This window comes from Pseudomonas nicosulfuronedens (genome assembly GCF_005877905.1).
Classification (GTDB): domain Bacteria; phylum Pseudomonadota; class Gammaproteobacteria; order Pseudomonadales; family Pseudomonadaceae; genus Pseudomonas; species Pseudomonas nicosulfuronedens.
This window is the reverse complement of record NZ_SWDV01000057.1, coordinates 1-20,356: the sequence shown is the minus strand read 5'-3', so window position 1 is coordinate 20,356 and position 20,356 is coordinate 1. Positions and strand designations below refer to the sequence as shown.

At 64.5% G+C, this 20,356-nt stretch carries 18 protein-coding genes; 3 read left to right on the top strand and 15 right to left on the bottom strand.

Annotation, left to right across the window (positions count from 1 at the left end; genetic code table 11):
• Positions 1-26: 26 nt before the first annotated feature.
• The 12 genes from FAS41_RS28925 to FAS41_RS28870 all read right to left on the bottom strand — a co-directional run bounded on the left by FAS41_RS28925 (position 27) and on the right by FAS41_RS28870 (position 11,242).
• Complete coding sequence (locus tag FAS41_RS28925; RefSeq protein WP_138526729.1) at positions 27-719, bottom strand: SOS response-associated peptidase; 693 nt, start codon at positions 717-719, stop codon at positions 27-29.
• Between the two features lie 59 nt (positions 720-778).
• Positions 779-1,123 (bottom strand): hypothetical protein, encoded by a 345-nt coding sequence (locus FAS41_RS28920; protein WP_138526728.1) that lies wholly within the window; start codon positions 1,121-1,123, stop codon positions 779-781.
• A 55-nt stretch (positions 1,124-1,178) separates the two neighbouring features.
• A complete protein-coding gene (locus tag FAS41_RS28915) occupies positions 1,179-2,195 on the bottom strand; it encodes an isocitrate/isopropylmalate dehydrogenase family protein (protein ID WP_138526727.1) in 1,017 nt (338 codons plus the stop codon).
• Complete coding sequence (can, locus tag FAS41_RS28910; RefSeq protein WP_138526726.1) at positions 2,192-2,836, bottom strand: carbonate dehydratase; 645 nt, start codon at positions 2,834-2,836, stop codon at positions 2,192-2,194. The genes FAS41_RS28915 and can overlap by 4 nt, the downstream gene beginning before the upstream one ends.
• A 63-nt stretch (positions 2,837-2,899) precedes the next feature.
• Complete coding sequence (locus FAS41_RS28905) at positions 2,900-4,144, bottom strand: C69 family dipeptidase (RefSeq protein WP_138526725.1); 1,245 nt, start codon at positions 4,142-4,144, stop codon at positions 2,900-2,902.
• Complete coding sequence (locus FAS41_RS28900) at positions 4,119-5,507, bottom strand: flavin monoamine oxidase family protein (RefSeq protein WP_138526724.1); 1,389 nt, start codon at positions 5,505-5,507, stop codon at positions 4,119-4,121. The genes FAS41_RS28905 and FAS41_RS28900 overlap by 26 nt, the downstream gene beginning before the upstream one ends.
• Before the next feature lie 319 nt (positions 5,508-5,826).
• The gene (gene rimI / locus FAS41_RS28895) at positions 5,827-6,279 is read right to left on the bottom strand and encodes a ribosomal protein S18-alanine N-acetyltransferase (protein WP_081516411.1); all 453 of its coding nucleotides are present in this window, start codon (positions 6,277-6,279) and stop codon (positions 5,827-5,829) included.
• Positions 6,276-7,106, bottom strand: coding sequence for an energy transducer TonB (locus tag FAS41_RS28890; RefSeq protein ID WP_138526723.1), 831 nt, complete (start codon positions 7,104-7,106; stop codon positions 6,276-6,278). Before FAS41_RS28890 ends, rimI begins: the two co-directional genes overlap by 4 nt.
• A gap of 115 nt (positions 7,107-7,221) precedes the next feature.
• Complete coding sequence (locus FAS41_RS28885; RefSeq protein WP_138526722.1) at positions 7,222-7,737, bottom strand: DUF6160 family protein; 516 nt, start codon at positions 7,735-7,737, stop codon at positions 7,222-7,224.
• Positions 7,738-7,755: 18 nt separating this feature from the next.
• A complete protein-coding gene (locus tag FAS41_RS28880) occupies positions 7,756-9,324 on the bottom strand; it encodes a hypothetical protein (RefSeq protein ID WP_138526721.1) in 1,569 nt (522 codons plus the stop codon).
• A 1-nt stretch (position 9,325) separates the two neighbouring features.
• A complete protein-coding gene (locus FAS41_RS28875) occupies positions 9,326-10,408 on the bottom strand; it encodes a hypothetical protein (RefSeq protein WP_138526720.1) in 1,083 nt (360 codons plus the stop codon).
• Positions 10,409-10,636: 228 nt separating this feature from the next.
• Positions 10,637-11,242, bottom strand: coding sequence for a hypothetical protein (locus FAS41_RS28870; protein WP_054911231.1), 606 nt, complete (start codon positions 11,240-11,242; stop codon positions 10,637-10,639).
• A gap of 217 nt (positions 11,243-11,459) precedes the next feature.
• Between FAS41_RS28870 and mksB the strand changes: the two genes are divergently transcribed.
• From mksB to mksF, 3 genes are read left to right on the top strand one after another with little or no spacing between them, the layout of a single operon-like run.
• Complete coding sequence (mksB, locus tag FAS41_RS28865) at positions 11,460-12,737, top strand: Mks condensin complex protein MksB (RefSeq protein ID WP_138526719.1); 1,278 nt, start codon at positions 11,460-11,462, stop codon at positions 12,735-12,737.
• Positions 12,727-13,500: an Mks condensin complex protein MksE gene (gene mksE, locus FAS41_RS28860; protein ID WP_138526718.1), complete on the top strand. Its 774-nt coding sequence runs from the start codon at positions 12,727-12,729 to the stop codon at positions 13,498-13,500. Before mksB ends, mksE begins: the two co-directional genes overlap by 11 nt.
• Positions 13,497-16,331: an Mks condensin complex protein MksF gene (mksF, locus tag FAS41_RS28855; RefSeq protein ID WP_138526717.1), complete on the top strand. Its 2,835-nt coding sequence runs from the start codon at positions 13,497-13,499 to the stop codon at positions 16,329-16,331. Before mksE ends, mksF begins: the two co-directional genes overlap by 4 nt.
• 282 nt (positions 16,332-16,613) lie before the next feature.
• Here the strand turns inward: mksF and FAS41_RS28850 are convergent, their stop codons facing one another.
• The 3 genes from FAS41_RS28850 to FAS41_RS28840 are packed head-to-tail and all read right to left on the bottom strand — an operon-like array spanning position 16,614 to position 20,170.
• Complete coding sequence (locus FAS41_RS28850; protein WP_138526716.1) at positions 16,614-18,914, bottom strand: PqiB family protein; 2,301 nt, start codon at positions 18,912-18,914, stop codon at positions 16,614-16,616.
• Positions 18,907-19,527, bottom strand: coding sequence for a paraquat-inducible protein A (locus tag FAS41_RS28845; RefSeq protein ID WP_138526715.1), 621 nt, complete (start codon positions 19,525-19,527; stop codon positions 18,907-18,909). Before FAS41_RS28845 ends, FAS41_RS28850 begins: the two co-directional genes overlap by 8 nt.
• Complete coding sequence (locus tag FAS41_RS28840) at positions 19,514-20,170, bottom strand: paraquat-inducible protein A (RefSeq protein ID WP_138526714.1); 657 nt, start codon at positions 20,168-20,170, stop codon at positions 19,514-19,516. The genes FAS41_RS28845 and FAS41_RS28840 overlap by 14 nt, the downstream gene beginning before the upstream one ends.
• Positions 20,171-20,356: the final 186 nt, after the last annotated feature.

The following is a 20,356-nucleotide window of genomic DNA, read 5'->3' as shown; positions in this document are numbered from 1 at the left end:
GCCTGCGGAAAGTCTACGCGCTCGACTCATTCGGCATCCTCAATTAACTCCTCCGCATCATTTCTCGTGTCATTCACCCGTAATGACACCCGGTACCCCGTAAAGTCTCCCCGCGCATGGTGAATCAAATCGCCCAGCGCTTCGTTGCGCGTAGCAACGGATAACCACTCGTCGAAGTTTTCCGGCGCCAGCACCACAGGCATGCGGTGGTGGATGTTTTCGATGCTCAGCGCAGCGGCCTTGGTCAGCAGGGCGCAGGAGAAAACAGGCTCGCCATTGGGGTTTATCCGCAGGGACCAAAGGCCGGCGATGGCGATTATGGGGTCGTTGGGGCTGTGGATGAAGTACGGCTGGTGGACCTCGCGGCCGGCAGGGTTGCGCAGGACTTCCTTCTCGTTCCACTCGTACCACCCCAGGGCAGGCATGAGGCAGCGGGTACTGCGCAGGGCCTGGCGCCAGAGGGGTTTTCCGGCGGCTTCTTCACTGCGAGCGTTGAACGAGAAGCGTGGAGGAGTGGATTGCTTCCACCAGGTAGGGATAAGGCCCCAGCGGGCAGGGAGCAGTTCGAGCTGGCCGCTTTCGTCGTTGCGCAGGATGGGCACGCTCATGGTCGGGGCGACGTTGTAGCAGGCCGTCATCCAGCGCCGCGGTGGGCGCGCGCCGATGTGCCAGTAACGTTCGATGGCAGCCTCCTCGGGGCTGACGTAGCGTCCGCACATGCCGGGCACCGTGAGAAGAGTGGTGCTTTGAGCTTAGTTCGCCGGTATACCCAGCGACGTCAATACGGCGAACGGGACTGGCCCAGGTGCTTGGCGGCGGTGTCGAGCAGAAACCACAGCGACAGTGGCACACCAAGGAACAGGAAGGGAATCATCAGGAGGAGCCCGTAGCCAACCCAGGCAGTGATGTCCACACCACCGGCCAGGCAGTCATGCAGGTTCTTCGCTCCACCCTGGCAGTTGGTGTAGGTATACCCCCAAAAGCCCAGCTGCCAGCCGATTCCGGTACAGGCTGCGGGTATGACGGCAAGCAGGTAGCGCATCGGCCAGGTAAAACTTGGGGCCCGCCAGAACAGAAGTAGTGGCGGAACGAACAGCGCGAGAGCGAGTATCAGCAGCGTCATGTGTGCGCAGATGTCTCTTTAGAGATAGAGCACGCTAGCACAATAGCGAGCGCGCTCAATGACTCGATGTTTGGCTCAACCGCTCCAATACTCCCCGCCCAATCACCCGCGTCGTCTTATTCCCGAAATCCACACTCCCCTCTTCCTGCAGGAACGCATCCACCGCCCCATCGATGCGATCTGCCAATTCCGGCAACTGCCAGTAATGCCGCAGCAACATGCCGGCGCTGAGGATGGCGGCGAGTGGGTTCGCACGGCCAAAGCCAGCGATATCGGGGGCGCTGCCGTGGACGGGTTCGGCCAGGGCGATGCCCGTGCCGAGGTTGAGCGAAGGCGCCAGACCCAGTCCGCCGCCCCAGTGGCTGGCGAGGTCGGAGAGGATGTCGCCGAAGAGGTTGGTGGTGACGATCAGGTCGAAGGCTTCCGGGTGCTCGACCAGTTGCAGGGCGGCGACGTCGACCAGGCGCTCGTCGAGCACGTCGCTCCAGCCGTCTTCGGCCAGCAGGTCGCGGCAGGTGTCGCGGAACAGGCCGCAGGTCAGCGGCAAAACGTTCGCCTTGTGCACCAGGGTGACGCGTCGGGCGTGGCGCAGGCGGGCCAGTTCGGCGGCGCCAGCGGCGAGGCGCTCGCAGGCGGCGCGGCTGATGACGCGCTCGGCGATGGCGATACCTTCGGCTTCCCAGTGCTCGCGGCCGCTGTAGAGGCCTTCGCTGTTTTCCCGCAGGACCAGCAGGTCGATGCCGGCGCGGGGCGATACAACTGGGCGGGAGCACACAGGGCGCAGGTTGAGGTTCAGCGCCAGCGTCTGGCGCAGGCTGAGGATGGCGCTGCGGTAGCCATCGACCTTGTGGCTGGGCGAGGCCACGGCGCCGAACAACCCGGCGCCGCAGGCACGCAGGCTTGCGTAGGTGGCGTCGGGAACAGAGGTGCCGTGGCGCTGGAAGCAGTCCCAGCCGGCTTCGGCTTCTTCTACCTGCAGATCGGGCAGCAAGCGTTGCAGCACCTCCACGGCGACGGGCACGACCTCACGGCCGATGCCGTCACCGGGGATGACGCACAGGCGTCGGCTCAAGGCTGGCCGAGCGGGCGCAGACGATACTGCGGCGGCAGCTGGTCGAGGCCGCTGACGGTGACGTTGAGATCCTTCCAGATGCCGTCCTTGATGCCGTAGATGCAGCCGTGCACGGAGATCTTCTGGCCTCGGTGCCAGGCGTTCTGGACGATGCTGGTGTGGCTGACGTTGGCGACCTGCTGGATGACGTTGAGCTCGCAGAGGCGGTCGACGCGCTCTTCTTCCTTCTCGAACTGCGCCAGGTGGTCGCGGTATTCGTAGGCGAGATCACGGATGGTGCGCAGCCAGCCGTCGATCAGGCCGAGCTGGGTGTGGTGCAGCGCAGCCCGCACGCCGCCGCAGCCGTAGTGGCCGGTAACCAGGATGTGCTTGACCTTGAGCACGTCGACGGCGAACTGGATGACCGACAGGCAGTTGAGGTCGGTGTGCAGCACGACGTTGGCGACGTTGCGGTGGACGAACAGGTCGCCCGGCAACAGGCCGACGATCTGGTTGGACGGCACGCGTGCATCGGAGCAGCCGATCCACAGGTATTCGGGGGTCTGCTGGCGGGCCAGTTTGGCGAAGAAGTCGGGGTCTTCCTGCTTGATGGCTTCGGCCCAGCGGGCGTTGTTGTCGAACAGTTCCTGCAGATCGCTCATGTCCGGCTCCTCATCATTGGCTGGCGGCACCTTACGCAGCGCGGGCGTGACTGACAAGCCGCATCAGCGCACAGCATTCAGCCGCCACCAGCGCGGCGGACGCGGCGCCTGTTGCAGCGCCAGCTGGTGCCAGGCGTCGTGCCAGGCCTGGCCTTCGGCAGCGAGGCGCGGCCAGTCCAGCGTGCGCCGATCCAGGGCACTGAGCAACTCGGTTTCCAGCCAGCCGTGGCCGGCGCGCAGGGCGTCGGCGAAGCCGGGGTCGGCCAGGGCGCGCTGGTGCACCGTCTCGAAGCGCCACCAGAGCGAATCCTCCACAGCGTCGGTCTCGCGGCTGAGCAGCCCTTCCCCGGCGCGCTCGTCGAAGCCCAGCGGCTGGAACATCGACAGGCAGGGCGCAGAGGTGGCGGTCGCGGCGAGGCGCGGGGATTCGCCATCGAGTCGGGCGATGAGGCTGGCGGTGGTCTGAGAGGGGCGCCAGAAGCTGCCGGCGTGGAGGCAGATCTGCCGGTTGTCGTGCAGGTTGAAGCGGTGCCCGCGATGGCCGTGACTGCGCAGGGCCACCACCAGCGCCAGCCAGTCGACCTGCGCCGGACAGTGGGCGAGGAAGTCCTCGTTGAGCTGGCGGCGCTGATGGGCGCCAGCGACCCAGGGCAGGACTCGGCCATCGAAGGCGCGGGCAAAGTGGAAATCGCCACGGCCATTCCAGCAGCCGAAGCGGCGCGCTTGGGTTTCCAGGTTGGGGCTGGCGAGGTCGTATTCATGGCCCAGGGTCAGGGCGTTGGAGATAGCCCAGCGCTCGACCTTCTTCGCCGCCCACAGGCGACCGGCGGTTTCCAGCACCCAGGCTTCGTCGCGGTCGGCGATCAGGTAACTGTTGTCGTAACGCATGCGCTTGTTGCGGTAGCCCGCCGGACCGCCCTGGCCGTATAGCTCCAGCAGTTCGGTGATCACTGCCAGCGCCTCGCGAGCGCTGCCTCCACGCTCCAGGCCCAGGCGCAGCAGGTCCATGCCGAGCAAGGCTTCGCCGTCGCGCTGGGTCAGCCTGGTGAACACGGCTTCGTTGCCGATGGCCACGCCCCTGTCGTTGACGCCCATCTCGGCGCCCCACAACCAGGCCGGCTGGCTGAGGATGACGCCGTGCCGATTGGCGGTCTGAGGGATCTCCAGATAACTGGTGCGCACCTTGGCCGCGCTGTCGCCGCTGACCACGGGCAGGCGGATCAGGCGTTGCGCTTCGGCGGGTTCGCGGTCGCTGTTCTTGGCGAACCAGGTAGCCCCGCCGCTACGCAATACCAAGGTGTCGCACATAATCTTCCTCCCCGTGATCTTCCCGCGCGCCGAGCACTTCCCGCGCCGCGCGCTCCCCGGCCTCCACGGCCCCGTCGAAATAGCCCATCCAGCGCGTCGCCGTTTCTGTGCCGGCGAAGTGCAAACGCCCGTAGGGTTCGCGTAGGCGCGCCGCACCGCTGCTCCACAGTCCCGGCGGGAACAGGGCGGCATAGCAGCCCCGGGCGAAGGGTTCCTCGGCCCAGGATTTGTCCACGTAATCCAGCGGCTGCAGCGCCTGCTCGCCGAAGTAGCGGGCGAAGCAGTCCAGCACCTGGCCACGGCGGTCGCCGGCGGGCCGTGCGTTCCATTGCCGTGCCTCGTCGCCCTCGATGAAGCCCAGCAGCACGCCGCGCCCGGAGTCAGGGACGCTGTTGTCGAAGGTCAGGCGCACCGGGCCGGTTTCACTGGTGGCCTGCCCGGAGAGGTTCCGCTCGCGCCAGAACGGCTTGTCGTAAAGCGCCATGCACTTGATCACCGCCCCCTGTGGGAGGCGCTGCAAGAGCTGGTCGCGCCAGCTGGGCAACAGCGGCTCCTGGGTGATGCGCAGCAGTTGCGTCGGTGGGATGGCGAAGATGACGTGGCTGGCCTGGTGCGTGCCGCGATCAGTCACCAGTTCGACGCAGCTGTCGTCCTGGCGTACGGCACGCACCGGCTCCCCGGTATGGACGTCGCCCAGGCGCTCGGCGAGGGCTTCGCTGATCCGCTGGGAACCGCCGAGGATGCGCTCCTGCTGGGCGCCACCTTCGACGCCGAGCACGGTATCGAGGTTGGTGCCGCCATGGATATAGAAGAGAACATGCAGGAACGAGAGGTCATGGGGGCTGGCGGCGAACACGGCACCGCACATCAGCTCGAACACCTTGCGCCCGGTGGCGGTGCGCACATTGCGCCGCAGCCATTCTGCGAAAGTGAGGCTATCCCACTGCGGCGCCTTGGGATGCAGGCTGGGGTCGCCCAGCGGGATTTCCCGCGCCATGCGGTCCAGGCGAACATGGGCCTGAAGGACATCAAGCAGTACGTGAGGAGGAAACTTCGGAATGGTGCCGCGATACGGCCTGAGCCGGCCGCCGAAAAGCGTGAGGTTATCGCCCTGGTTCCATTGCGGATAAGTCGACAGGCCGAGTTCAGCCAGCAGGGAAAGGATGCGCTCCTGGGTCGGACCGACCCACTGGCCGCCCACCTCGACCACTTCGCCACTGGCAAAGCGATGGTTGAGGGTACGCCCACCGACGCGCTTGTTGGCCTCGATCACTTTCACCCGCCGCCCGGCTTGCGCCAGACGCCAGGCCGCGGTCAGCCCCGAAATACCGGCGCCCACCACGATCACATCGCTGCGATTCATGTTTGCGACCTTATGTTCTTGTTGTTATTGGTCTTAAGGGTAAGCCAGGAATCACCCTCGGAAAAACCAGATCCGCAGGAAATTTCTCAAGAATTGCGAGGGAATCGAGGCGGCGGATTCCTACGCTTTGTCGAACATGCGGAGTAGACCTGCTGGAGCGGGCGATGCGCCCGCTCCTACACATGTACAGGTCTGGCCCGGGAGCTTTCGTAGGATGGCGTGGAGCGCAGCGATACCCATGCTGCAAGCGCACCTATTGATGGGTATCGCTTCGCTCCACGCCATCCTACGGTGAGGCCAAGCACGCCTTGCAGCGAGGTCAGTCGACCAGCGTGCAGGCCATCACCAGCGCGTCTTCACGACCGCCGACAGCCGGGTAGTAGTCGCGGCGGCGGCCGATTTCGTTGAAGCCATAGCGCTCGTAAAGGCGATAGGCCGGGCCGTTGGAGGCGCGGACTTCGAGGAAGCATTCCACTCCGCCCTTCTCGTGGGCGCGCTTCATCAAGTGTTCCAGCAGCGCCAGCCCAAGACCACGACCCTGGCTTTCCGGCTTCACCGTGATGTTGAGCAGGTGCGCCTCATCGAGGATCAGCTGGATCACGCCGTGGCCGACCTGCTGGCTGCCTTCGAACATCACCCAGCATTCGTAGCTCTTCAGGCCGTCGGCGAAGGTGCCGCGTGTCCAGGGGTGGCTGAAGGCGGCGTATTCGATCTTGAGTACGGCATCGAGGTCCGCCTCGGTCATCGGGCGGAAGGAAACGGCGTCGCTCATGCAGGGTTCTGACTCATCCAGCGTTGCCGCACACGGCGCATGGCGCGCCAGAGGTCGGCTTTCAAGGTAGGTTCTTCGGCCAGGCGCTCAAGGCCCGGCAGCGCCCAGGCAACGCCCAGGCCTTCGACCTGCAGCTCGCGCAGCAGGGATTCTTCATCGCCCTCGCCGGCGAAGCGCACGGCAGGCATGCCAACCAGCCACAGGCAGGAACATGGGGCCCCCTCCTCCAGCCGTGCAGCGACAAAGCCCTGGACGAACTCGCGGGCAGCTTGCGGGCCCTGGTCCATGTTGCCACGGGAGAACAGCGGCCAGCGTACGGGTTCGCCCATCAGTTGCGGGCTGTCCGGCAGGCCGGCGGCGCGCAGCAGGTCCTTCAACAGCAGATACGCCGGATCACGACTGGCCAGTGGTTCACCGGTGGGCAGCTCGACGAGCAGGATGCATTCGCCAGCACGCAGCAGCTGCAGGGCAAAGCGCGGCGGCGGTGCAACCGGTGCGCGGACGGCCTGTTCGGCTTCCGCCTCAGCCGGCTCCTCAGCCTTGATCGGCGAGGGTTTGGTCGGAGCAGCGACCTTGGGCAGCAGGCGCGCGGCAATCGAGCCGGGCTCTCCGGCGGTGACCGGCGCAACCGAGGGTGCAGCGACCGGAGCGACAGCCTCGCGTGCCGCGGCGGCTGGTGCAGCAACCGTGGGCTCGGCGACGAGGGGCGCAGAGGGTTCCAGCAGCTCCGGGCGCGACGGGGCGGCGAACGGCAGCACCACGCGCGGCAGCCAACTGGCGACCTGCATGGCGCCAAGGTAGGCGCGGCGACGGGCTTCTTCGATCAAGGGGCGTTTACCTGTGGGTGGTGCCTGCACGGGCAGGCCGACACGACGAGGCGGGATTGTCGCGTGAAACGCGCCGGGGGGAAAGGCCGGCGGGCGGAGCGCCTGTGCGAATCGCTTACGGAGTACCGAAGACGTAGACGTTGCCGGTGAGCTTGACTGCGCCGGTAGCCTGGTAGGTGAGCAGGTTGGTCTGCTGCAGGCCGCTGCCGGACACCTTGCCCTGGTTGGCGCCGCCCAGGGTGAATTGCAGGTTGGTGGCGCTGGCGTTGGTCAGGCCGATCTTCATGGCCTGGCGGTTGAACAGCGCGCCGTCGCCATTGAAGCCGTTGTTGATGGTCACCATGTCGATGGACATGCCGTCGAAACTGAAGGTGCCCTTGATGTTGTCCAGCACGATGTAGCCGGTGCTGTTGAGCGGCTGAATCGCCAGGCGCGCGCCGCAGCCGCCGGTGCAGCGGGTATCGCCGGGGTTGGCGGCGAGATTGAAGTTGACGCTCAGGCTGACACCATCCTGGCCGCTGACATCGGCCATTTCGCTGTCGTCCAGGCCGCGCATCTCGCCGTGGGCGGCCACGGCAGCCAGCACCAACAAGGGGGCCAGGAGTCGGCTCGAAAGGCGTGCGGTTTTCACGGCGAGTCTCCTCATGCGCTAGCGCGGCAGGTTCACGGTACGGACGTTCAGGTAATCGATACGCAGGCCGCGAATGGCCTGGGAACCGACATCGGTGCCGCTGATGTTCAGGTTGCCGATGCTGATATTGCTCTTCTGCACGTTCTGGTAGAAGGCCTCGTGGTTGGCCCAGGTGACGCCCGGCGCGCTGAGCATCAGGTCGCCGTTGCTGGCTACCGAGAGCGTCGCCGGCTGGTAGTTGGCGTCGCCCAGGTTGAGGTCGAAGTAGACGTTCTTGGCCACCACCTTGTTGGTGTCCGAGCAGTTCTCGCAGCCAGCGATGATCAGCTTGTCGGCGTACATTTGCAGGCTCATGGAGGCCTTCAGGCCAGCGGCATCGCCCCACAGGTTGAGGTAGGAGCCGTTGAGGGTGAAGTTCTCCAGGGCGATGGAGAAGAAGTCGGTGCGGGTGGTGGTAGCGCCAGCGCTGCCGTTGCTGTTGTAAGCCGTGCTGGGCAGGGTGAACTTAGTGGCAATGCCGATATCCAGGCCCTGGATGCGGGTGCCGGATGAGCTCTGCATGGCACCCGCAACCAATTGCACCGTGGAGACGTTCTTCTCGGTGCGGGTAATGGTGCCGCTGACGCAGGTAGTGGCGCTGCCGCCTTGGGCACCGCAGAGCTGAACGAACTTGTCGTAGTCGCTGGCGCGCTGGCTCAGGGTGACGCCGTTGCGGCTGACGTTCCAGGCGGCGCTGAGGTTCTGCTGCGCGGTGGTGAGGTCGCTGGTGCTGGTGTTGTAGGTATCCACCGAGGCGTTGTAGTTCTTCACCGCGGTGTTGTTGTTACAGGCGGCGAGGATGCCGCAATCGTACTTGGTCCCCAGCGCCGGGCGGTCCACGCACCACAGTCCGCAGACCTGCGTGGGAGCGGCGTTGTAGCGGGTGTTCATGCTGTTGTAGTTGGTCTTCTGCGTCACTTGCGCCGTATTCACCTGCGCCTCGCGCTGGTTGACCACCACCATGTCGGCGTCGATACCGCTCTTGAGCGTCACCATGTTGTTCGAATAGGTGGTCAGCAGCGTGTCGCGCTGGGTCTTCAGGGCGCTCAGTTCGGCGTTGATCTTGTTGGTCGCCTGGGCCGGGTTGGTGCAACCGGCGTCGCCATACAGGCAGCCCTGGTAGTAGGACCACAGGCCGAACTTGTGGGTGTCGTTGATCGGGTCAGTCCAGGTCGGCGTCATCAATTGCAGCGCCTCCTGGTTGGCCGGGATGTTCAGCCCCGCCTTGTACTTCACCGGGCCGAGGGTGAACGGGTGCATGGGCGTGCCGAGGTAGGCCTTGGTATCGAGCGTGCCGCGCTGGCTGCCGGCGCCTTTTATATAGGCGCCGGTGATGTCCACCTGCACATCCTGGTTGGCGCTGTTCTTCACCCCGGTGATCTTCGATGTGGCAGCGGCCTGGTCGTAGCTGAAGCCGTCGATAAAGAAGCCCAGGCCGGCGCCGCTGACTTCTTCCAGTTGATCATCATCCAGGGCCTTCATGCCCAGCGCCGGCAGGCTGACCAGGCAACCGGTGAGGCAGGCCAATGCCGCTGCGCGCCAGCCCATGTCAGCAGCCCGCCGCTTGCGAGCCCATGCAGGTGGACTGCCGGGGCAGGCCGCGCAGGGCGTCGTAGAGGTTGATCAGGATGGGATACACCGCGTCCGCACCGCTGCCCACCTTAGGGAAGTTGGCGAAGGCGCCGGACTGGGTGTTGACGAAGTTGCCGGCGTTGGCGAGGTCCTGCCAGGGCACGTTCTGGTTCTGCAGGGAGAAGAAAATGCCCTGGGCGCCGGTATTGATATCGGTAGAGCCCGGCTTGCCGATATAGATCGTCTTGTAGTTGGTCAGGTCGAAGCAGGTCGTCAGGCCCAGCGCCTGGCAGTTGCTCGTGGTCGACAGGGTCGGGATCAACGAAGCGATCAGGCCGCCGGCGTCCGAGTGCAGCGAGTCTCCCTTGGCGATACCGATCTGCTCGGCGCGGTTGATCGGCTGGCCGTTGATGGTGGCCTCGCCGGTACCGGCCTTGAGCAGCACCACGTCGGCGTACACCGGGGTATCGCCGGCCACGGCCAGCGCCAGGCAGTTGATGATGTTCGGGCAGCCATTGCGTGTGTAGTAGTCGTAGGCGATGGAGGCCGGGCCGTAGATCTGGCCCTGCAGGTTGCCGGTGATCGACAGGATGTCGCCGGAGAGATCGCCCTGCGCCTTGCCGAAACCAACCCGCGCCCCCACCAGCTGGCGCACGCCGTTGTTGGTCTGGAAGGCAAACTCGACGTAGGGGTCCTGGATCTGGAACGGCACCACCTTCGCGTCGGCGGTATTGGCGTTATCCACCCGGCCGAGGGCGAAGTTGTTGATCAGGATATCCGCCGGCTGGCCGGAAACGGTGGTCGAGCCGGTGCGGCTGTAGTTGCCCAGGCTCAACTGATCGATGTTGGTCAACAAACTGATGTCGGCACCGAAGTTGAGCCGGGTGTACTGGTAGTTCTGGTAGGTGGAGGCGTCGACGGTGAGCATCGCGCCCTGGCCGGAGATGGTGGACAGCTCTTCATCGTCCATCGACTGCATGCGCGCCTGGGCGGAAAAGGCCAGCAGGCCGCCACAGAGCAAGGCAAGGGCACGCATGAGCGGACCGGAGGACTGACGCATGGCACTCTCCTTTCCCGGGGCCCCGTCGTGCGGGGCACCTGTTGTTATTCGTCGGGCGTATCGGGTCAGGAAACAGGTCGAGACTCGGCGCCGTGATGCCACTATAGGAATTCACCCGCCACGGCGGGCCGACCCATAGTCGAGTAAATCGCTTCGAACGATAGACGAGCAAAGGAAAGTCCGGACCGGGTTGTTACCCATCGTCACACCCGGGTGACAGCCACAGGCTTACTGGTGGCGGAACAGGCCAATCAGATGCTCGGCAATCGCGCCCTTGATGGCGTCGAGGTTCAACCGCGAATGCGCCTGCAGCTTGGCGGTGTTCAGGCGGTGCAGGTGCAGCGAGGGCATGCGCGCCTCGTACTCGCGCAGGTCACCCTTCACCAATACCGGCAGGAAGATGTCTCCACGCATGCGGTAACGGTTGATGAGCAGCTTCAGGCCATCCTGGAAGGGCAACTCCCGCGAGGCCACCAGCCGGTGCTCGCCGGGAATCTTCAAGTACAGGCCGCTGTAGCCCATGGTCTCGCCGGGCAGGATGTGGATGCCGGTGGGCTCTACCGCGTCGCCGGGGATGTCATGGAAGGTGTCGAACCAGGCCTGCTCGTCCGGGAGGATGGTGATGCCGCCTTCCTGGCTCTCCGGAATCACGAAGCTGTAGTTGCTGTAGAGCTTCTCGACGTACGACGAGTAGATGCACAAGCGATTCTCGAAGCGCTGCAGGAAGGCGATGGCTTCGTTGCGATCAGTGATCGCATCCAGGTCCCAGTCGAGGTCGTTCTGGCGTTCCAGTTCGGCCCAACGGGCTTTGGCGAGTGCGGCGTCGTAGGTCATCGGCGTAAATCAGACTCTGATATCTAGGTCTCTGATACAGACTTTGGCAAAAAACTTGCCAGAAAATTCAGCCATTTAGGCCCGATTTTCCGTGAGATGCGTCACACGGGCACTGCTCGTGCAGTCGCAAACTGACGCGTTTCGTCACCCTGTCGGCCAGGGGTAGGCCTTTGCAGTACAATCGCTCCCTTTGTTCATTCCGGGCCCAACCAAGCCGATGATCGACCCACGACGCGTACTACGCGCCCTCGCCGAACACTGGGTGCTGCTCGAACCGCTGTGCGAGCGCTTCGACGCCGGCACCCTGAGCCTGGTGGAGCTGCGCATCCAGCTCACCAGCCAGCTGCCCGACAGCACCCCGGTGGACATCACCGCCCTGCTCGACCAGTGGGTCCGCCTGGACATCCTCGTCCCGGTGGCCAAGAGCCCCAACCGCTTCGAGCTGAACGCGCAGATCCACGACTTCCTCGCCTACCTGCGCCAGGAGCACCGCCTGGGCCTGTGCCTGGAGATCGAAGCCTACCTGCGCCACCTCGAGCGTCTGGCCGGCTATATTCGCGAAGCCTTCGAGGCACGCGACGGCAACGACCTGGCCCGCCAGCTGCGCCTGCTCGACATGCGCGTGCGCGACGTGCTGAAGAAGCTCGCCAACGACGAACAGGCGCTGGTTGCCGTGGCCGAACGGGCCAAGACCCAGGACCGGCAGATTCCGCTACGCCAGCGCTATGCGGAAGTCCTGGCGACCTGGGACGAATACGTCGAACCGATGATCCAGCTGGTCTCCGCCGATGGCGCCTTCGAACAGGGCGTGCACCGCGTGGAGCAGGTGCTGCTGCGCCTACTCAGCGAACAGGCTCGCCTCGGCCAGCTGGTGGATGACGACCAGTTGCTGCGCACCCATGCGCGCATCCTGGAAATGCAGACCACCGCCCAGCTCACCCTGCGCCGCGCCCGCGAGCTACTGCTGCCGCTGCGCGAGGAAGCCCGTCGGCACAACGCGATCACCCGCGGCGCCGCCTTGGCGCTGTCGGTCATCCGTCGCAAGGGCATTGACGCCGTGCCGCAGGCCGCCCTGCCGATGTTCACCCGGCCGCAAAGCAACTTCCTGGGCACCGCGTCCCAGGTCGAAAGCTACGTCTTCGCCCTCGCCAGCTTCCAGCCAAAGCCGGCGCACTTCCCCAAGGCCAGCGGCAATCGCAAGAGCGATGGCACGCAGCGCTCGCCGCGCACTGCCAGGGAAATGCTCGACCGCTGCCAGGCCGCGCTGCCGCTGCCGGACCTCATGCAGTGGCTGCTGGAGCAGGAGCCCGAAGGCGCCACCGACGAGCTGCTCTACTGGTTCTCGCGCCTGTCGCGCGACGCCCGCTTCCAGCGCGACCGCCTCGAGCGAGCGCAATACGACACTCTCCAGCACAGCGTCAGCCTGTGCTCCTTCGCCCTGATCGCCGGCCCGACCGCTGGCAAGGACAGCAAGAGCGAATCGCATGCAGATTAATCTCACTGAAATGACCCAGCTCGCGCCGATCTTCCGCGAGCTGTTCAAGGGCTTCCACATCAGCCGCCGCGACCCGGAGCTGTACAGCCAGCTGTCCAACCAGCAGGACGCCTACCGCGCGCTGTTCCGCAGCCTGGGCTACGAGCTGGTCTGCGATACCCGTGGCTTCTACTACTTCGTCCCCGAGCAGATCGGCGCCCAGGTGAACAAGACCGCCCAGCGCCTGGCGCTGTTCACCTTCATCCTCGTCGAGCACCTCGCCGACCAGGGCCGCGACCCGCTGGCCGTCCTCGATGGCGGCAGCATCGGCCGCGACGAGCTGCCGCCGCTGCTGGAGAAGTACCGCGACCTGTTCCTGCAGGCCGAGGTCACCACCCAGGAAGAACTGGAAGAGAAGGTCATGCGCCGCCTCACCCAGCTCGGCTTCGCCGCCGAAGACAACGGCGTCTACCGCTTCCTGCCGCCGATCCACCGCTTCCTCGATGTCTGCCTGTCGGTCCAGCAGGACCGCGACCTGGCTGCCAACCTGCACGCCAGCGAAATGCAGTTCACCGCGCCGATGCTGATGGAAGAGGACGACGAGCCGGTAGTGATCCTCGAGTCCTACGCAGAGGAACCCGCTGCCGACAGCGAAGACGCCATCGTGGTGATCGACGAACCCGCCACCGTTGCTGATTCCGCCAAGACCGAAAGCGCCGAAGAAGAGAGCGAAGAAGACGCCCTCGCCCGCGCCATCGCCGAAGAACAGGAGGCCCAGGCATGACCCAGGAACGCTACGGCATCCGCCGCTTCGCCCTGCTCAACACCGCCGGCTACAGCCTCGGCATCTTCCCGCTGGAACAGCCGCTGTCGGTGTACGGCGCGAACAACCTCGGCAAGTCGGCGTCGATCAACGCGCTGCAGTTCCCGATCCTCGCGCGCATGTCCGACATGAGCTTCGGCAAGTACAGCCTGGAAGCCTCGCGCAAGTTCTACTTCGCCACCGACACCAGCTACATCCTCGTCGAGCTGGACCTGCCCAACGGCCGCCATGTGATCGGCGTCGGCGGCCGCGGCCCGGGCGGCGGCTTCGGCCACCAGTTCTTCGCCTACCAGGGCGAGCTGGACCTGGAGCACTACCAGAAGAACGGCACCTGCCTGCGCCTGCGCGAGCTGTATGCCAACCTCGAACGCGAGGGCATCAAGTCCTACGAGCTCAAGCCCGACGAGCTGCGTCGCCTGCTGGTTGGCGGCCACACCTCGATCCCGCTGGACCTGACCCTGATCCCGCTGCGCTCCACCAGCGAACAGAGCCTGAAGACCTTCCGTTCGCTGTTCATCAACCTGCTGCACATGCGCGAGATCACCGCCGCCAAGCTCAAGCAGCTGTTCCTCGATGCCTTCGAGCACAGCCTGCGCTCGGGCAGCGTCGATTACATCGCCGCCTGCGAGGAAGCCTTCCGCGACGTGCGCCGCATGGAAGGCGACTACCAGGCCCTGGTGGCCGCCGGCCCGCTGGTCGAGGCGCTGGCCAACGGCGTGCAACAGCGCGAACTGCTGCGCGGCAAGATGCACCGTCTCTCGCCGCTGCTGGATAACCTGCTGGGCACCTGGGAAGACTATTCCGGCGCGCGCAAGGAAGAGCTGGTGATCCAGGCCGAGCACTACAAGCGCGAGCAGGACGGCCTGCAGAACGAGCAGCGCGGCAGCACCGCCGAACTGATGCGCCTGGAGCGCGAGATCAGCGAAATCCAGCGCTGGATGGGCGAACTGGCCGTGCTGAAGAACCGCTTCGCGCTGGTCGACGACGTCAAGGTGCTGGAGCAGCAACTGCTCGCCGCCAAGGACGCCCACGACGAACTGGCCGGCGCCCTGGCGCACTCCCGGCAGTTCTCCAGCGAAGACCTGGAAGAGCGCATGCGCGACCTGGAGAAGCGCCTGAAGGGCGTTCGCCAGCAGCTCGAACACGCCGACAACAACAGCTACGCCCGCCTGCGCGAGGAGTTCTCCCAGCAGGACGTCGAGCGCCTGATGCGTCTGTTCAACGGCGCGCTGTTCAGCCTGCCGCTGGGTGAAAAGGGCGTGGACCTGGACGAGGCCGGCCAGTGGGTCGGCAGCGTCGAGAAGATCCTCGATGCCTTCAAGGGCGAGCGCTTCGAAGTACCCGGCCTGACCATCGACCTTTCCACCATCGAGCCGCCGGCCCTGCAGGCCCTGGCCGACCGCGCCGCCCTGCGCGACCAGAAGGAGCGCCTGGAGAAAGAGCTCAAGCAGCTCAAGACCCAGCAGGCCGTGGCCGCCGACCGCAATGCCAGCAAGGCACAGGCGGACAAGCTGTATCAGGACGTGCTCGACGCACAGAAGGCGCTCGAAGACTTCCGCCGCAGCCAGACGCTGAACGCCGAGGAGCCGGGCAAACTGGAGCAGCTCGCCCAGCTGGAAGCCACCCAGGACGAACTCAAGCGCTCCGCCGACGCCTTCACCGAACGCGTCCAGCAGCTCTCCGCCAAACTGCAGCTGATCGGCCGCCAACTGGCCGACATGGAAGCCAAGCAGCGCACCCTCGACGACGCCCTGCGTCGCCGCCAGCTGCTGCCGGCCAACCTGCCCTTCGGCATCCCGTTCATGGACCCGGTCGACGACTCCATGGACAACCTGCTGCCGCTGCTCAACGACTACCAGGACACCTGGCAGTCACTGCAACGCGTGGACGGCCAGATCGAAGCGCTGTACGCCCAGGTACGCCTCAAGGGCGTGGCCAAGTTCGACAGCGAGGATGATCCGGAGCGTCGCCTTCAACTGCTGATCAACGCCTACGCGCACCGCACCGACGAAGCCATGACCCTGGCCAAGGCGCGCCGCGCGGCAGTCACCGACATCGCCCGTACCCTGCGCAACATCCGCAGCGACTACGACAACCTGGAACACCAGCTGGCGTTGTTCAACCGCGAGATCAACAAGCGCCAGGTGTCGAACCTGCAGAGCTTCCGTATCGTGCTGGCGCCGAACAAGGACGCGCTCAAGCACATCGACCAGATCATCCATAGCGCTGGCCAGTACGAAGAAGGCGAGAACCTCTCGGTCTTCGACCTGACCCAGAGCGCCGAGCAGGATGCGAAGAACGAGGAAGCCAAGGACTACCTGTCACGCCTGGTGGCGGCGAACAACAATCAGCTGGGCCTGAAGGACCTGTTCGAGCTGGCGTTCGAGATCACCAAGATGGGCGGCCAGCCGATCATGCACACCGACATCGACGGTGCAGCCTCCAACGGCACCACCATGACCATCAAGGCGCTGACCAACATGTATCTGTTGCTGCACCTGATGGACCGCGAGCAGGCCGGCCGCGTACGTCTGCCCTACTACCTCGACGAAGCGGCGGACATCGACGAACGCAACCAGTCGGCGTTGCTGGAGACCAGCCTGCAGCTGGGCTTCGTGCCGATCCTGGCGAGCGTGAAGCCGCAGGTCTCGGCCCAGGTGGCCATCGACCTGGAAGGCGGCAGCGGCCCCAACGGTATCTACATCGACGAGGCGGACTGGAAGTACATCCGTCGCCGGGATACCGAGAAAGCAGCGCACAACGATGTGGAAGCGAGCGCCGAGCCGGCGTGATGCTCTCGCAGCGTTAACTAAAAAGCCCCGCCATGCGGGGCTTTTTCCTTTCCGACTCTGCGTGGCCCTGCTCTTGTAGGAGCGAGCATGCTCACAAACCGCATGACACCCAAGCCCATTTCGTAGGATGGGTGGAGCTTGCGATGCCCATGCAGCCTCGAGCGGCGACGCTGATGGGTATTGCTGCGCTCCAGGCCACCCTGCAGACGTTGCTCGCGCATCCACCGAGCCCGTGGAATGAAAAGGGCCGCTAATGCGGCCCTTTTCCTGTACGGCTGAAACTCAGTTCGCTTTGCCCAGTGGGATCTTCGGCGCCCAGTCCAGCCACTTCTCGTCGTACTCGTCGAACAGCGCGAAGGTCTGCCCCGGCCTGGCCGCCGACCCCATCTCGTCGTTGTTCGGGGTCGCAAAGGCAACGCCGCCGGAAAGGATGGTCTCCATCGATTCAGTCCGCACCTTCACCCCTTTGAACAGGCCGGCGTCCACACCCACACCACTGGTGTTCCAGAAGCGGCTGCCCGTGCGCACCAACCCTGCATAACGCGGCTCGATGAGGATATGGATCAACACGCGGTCGGCCGTCTCACCCAGCTCGAAGGACGTCACCTTGCCGACCTGCACCTCACGGTAGGTCACCGGTACACCCGCCTTGAGCGAACCGCGACGGGCGGCACTCAGGGTCAGGCGCAGGCCGTCGGCGTCCAGCAGTCGGTTGGGCTCGCTGCCCAGCAGGCTGAAGCTGGTCTGTGCCTGGCCAGTCTTGGGCGCCGGCAATACTTCGATGTACTGGCCGCTAACGATGGTGCTCAGGTTGGACACTCCGGAGAGCCCTACCTGCGGGCCTACCACCCAGAAGCGCGTGCCCTGGCGTGCGATGCGATCTGCGCCACGGGTAAGACGAGCCTTCAGTTGTACGGTCTGCAGGTCCTTGCTCAGCTCTACCTGCTCGACGCGGCCCACTTCTAGGCCCTTGTAGCGCAGGGCCGTGCCCTCCTTCAGCCCATCCGCGGTGTCGGCGCGCAACTCGATCACCTGGCCCTTGAGGTGCGCATCGTCCTCACTGTCGAACAGCGCGAAGCGGCGCACCTTGGTGATCGGGGCAGCCTTGGGGTCAGGCGTATCGAAGGCGATACCGCCGGCGATCAGCGTCTGCAGCGATTCGCTCTTCAGCTTGATGCCGTCCAGGCCGCCGCTGATAGTGACGCCGCTGATATTCCAGAAGCGCGACGAGGTGTTCACCAGCTTGGCGTACTCCGGCTCGATGTGAACACCGATGACCAGACGCGACGGATCACGACGGGAAAGCTGGTAGCTCTGCACGCTGCCGACCTTCATCTGGCGATAGAGAATCGGCGTGCCGACTTCCAGCGAACCCAGCTGGTCCGTGGTCAGCACCAGGTGCAGGCCTGGCGCGTCGAGGTTCAAGGGTGGCGCTTTCGGACGAATGACGAAGTCGCGGGTTGGCTCGCCCCCACTGGCAAAGCGCACGCTCAGATAGTTGCCCTTTACCAGCGCTTCGAGCCCGGTGATGCCCGCCAGCGAGATGCTCGGCTTGACCATCCAGAACTCGGTCTTGCTGTTGAGGAAATCCTCGGTGCGCGGGTCCATGGACAGCGTGGCGGTGGCGCCATTGAAGTCCTTGTCCATGTCGATGCTCTTCACCGTGCCGACCTGCACACCGTTGTACATTACCGGAGTGCTGCCGGGGGTCAGGCCGCTGACGTCACTGACCTTCACCTTGACGCTGAGGCCAGCCTGGGCGGCATCGAAGTCTTCATAGAGACGGAAGGGCTTGGTCGGGTCGGTTGGCGGGCTATCCGGGTAGTTCTCCGGCGTGGCGAAGGCGATACCACCAGCAGCAATACTGGCCAATGATTCGGTACGCAGCTTCAGGCCACTGAGACTGCCGGACAGGGTGATGCCACTGGCGTTCCAGAAGCGTGTGTGCTTGCGCACCAGATTGGCGTAGGCCGGCTCGATGTGGACCTTCACTTCGATGGTCTTCTGGTCTTCCGCCAGGCGATAGCTCTTCACCTGGCCAACCTGGATCTGCCGGTAATAGATCGGGCTGCCCTGCTCGAGCGAACCCAGGCGCTCGGCTTTCAATGTCAGGTGCAGCCCCGGCAGCGAGTCCGACAGTGGCGGCGGCTCCTTCAGTGCGACAAAGTTCTTTTCCTGCTCGCCCTTCACCGGATCGATGGCGATGTAGTTGCCTGAAACCAGGGTCTCCAGGCCGGTAACACCAGCGATCGAAACACGCGGTTTGACCAGCCAGAAGCGCGTGCCCTTGCTCAGGTACTCGGCGGCCTCCTTGCGCATCTCCACGCTCGCCGTTACGCCCAGGGTGGGCTTGTTCACGTGCAGGTCGACCACCTTGCCAACGCCGATCCCCTTGAAGATCACTTCGGTCTTGTTGGCCTGGATACCCTCGCCGCTCTCGAACTGGATGTTGATCACGATCCCCGCCTGGTCATAGGCGCGCCAGGCCAGCCAGGCACCAATGGCCAACGCGATCAGCGGCAGGATCCAGATAGCCGACCAGTTGGTGGTCTTGCGCATCTTGGGTTTGGGGAGATCACTCATCGTCGTTTTCCGCGTCCGTGTTATCCCAGATCAGCCGGGGATCGAAAGTAACAGCTGCCAGCATGGTGAGGACTACCACGCAGGCAAAAGCAGCCGCACCAAGGTTCGCCTCGATACTGGCCAGGTTGCCAAAGTTCACCAGCGTCACCAGGATCGCGATGACGAAGATGTCGAGCATCGACCAACGACCGATCCACTCGATGAAGCGGTACATGATGATGCGCTGCTTGGCCGACATCGGCTGGTGCCGTTGCACCGAATAGAGCAGCAGGGCAATGCCCACGAGCTTGAAGGTGGGCACCAGAATGCTGGCGATGAACACCACTGCCGCGACCGGCAGCATGTCCGCATTGATCAACTCAACCACGCCTTCCATGATGGTGGCAGGCATGCCGTTGCCCAGGAAGTTCACCGTCATGATCGGCAGCAGGTTCGCCGGGATGTAGAGCACGGCGGCGGTAATCAGCAATGCCCAGGTACGGGTGATGCTGTTCGGACGGCGGTCGTGCACCACCGCGCCACAACGGCTGCAATGGGTCTCGTCCTCTTCGTCCCGGCGATTGAGCTGATGGCATTCGCCACAGACCAGGATATCGGCATCAATGGCCCGCATCGTCGAACTCCCCGGCCAATTCGCCCCAGACCTGATGGTGGGACATCGTCACCTCCAGCCACACTTGCGTAAACAGCAGGGCCACAAAGCAGGCCAGACCGATGCTGACATGCAGCTCCGCCATATCGATCAGTTTGACGATAGCGACGATGATGCCCATCAGGTACACCTCCAGCATCCCCCACTCGCGCAAGTGCTGGTAACCGCGCAGTAACAGCATGCCGTGCTCGCGCAGCACCTTAAAGCGAATGGTCACCAGCACGAACAGCTGGCAGAGCAGCTTGGCCAGCGGGATCACCATGCTGCACAGGAACACCAGGATGGCGACGCCGGCCATGTTCGAGTGGTACAAGCCAATAACACCGCTCCAGACGGTATCCATACTCGTCTGGCCCAGGATGGTGATGTGCATGATCGGCAGGAAATTCGCCGGTATGTACAGAAACAGCGCCGTCAGCACCAGCGCCAGGGCGCGGCGAACCATATGGGGACGATGGATTTCCAGCTCATATCCGCAACGCGGACAGACGGATCGATGCCCCAGGGGAACGGGCTCGCGGCGCATCAGCAGGTCGCACTCATGGCAAGCCATCAGCTCATCCAGAGGCAGATCCTGCAAGGTTTGTCCTTCGATATCGGCCATATAGGCACTCAGGGAAAATTTGACGCTATTGTAGACGACGCGACCGCCTCTCCGGTGCCGGAAACTTGCCTCAAATATCGTCGAGAAACCTGCCCGCAATACCGCTTGGCCAGACCTGCAGCGGCGTCCTTTTTTGCGCCATAAAAGCAAAACCCCCGGCCAGCGAAGCTGACCAGGGGTCTTGGG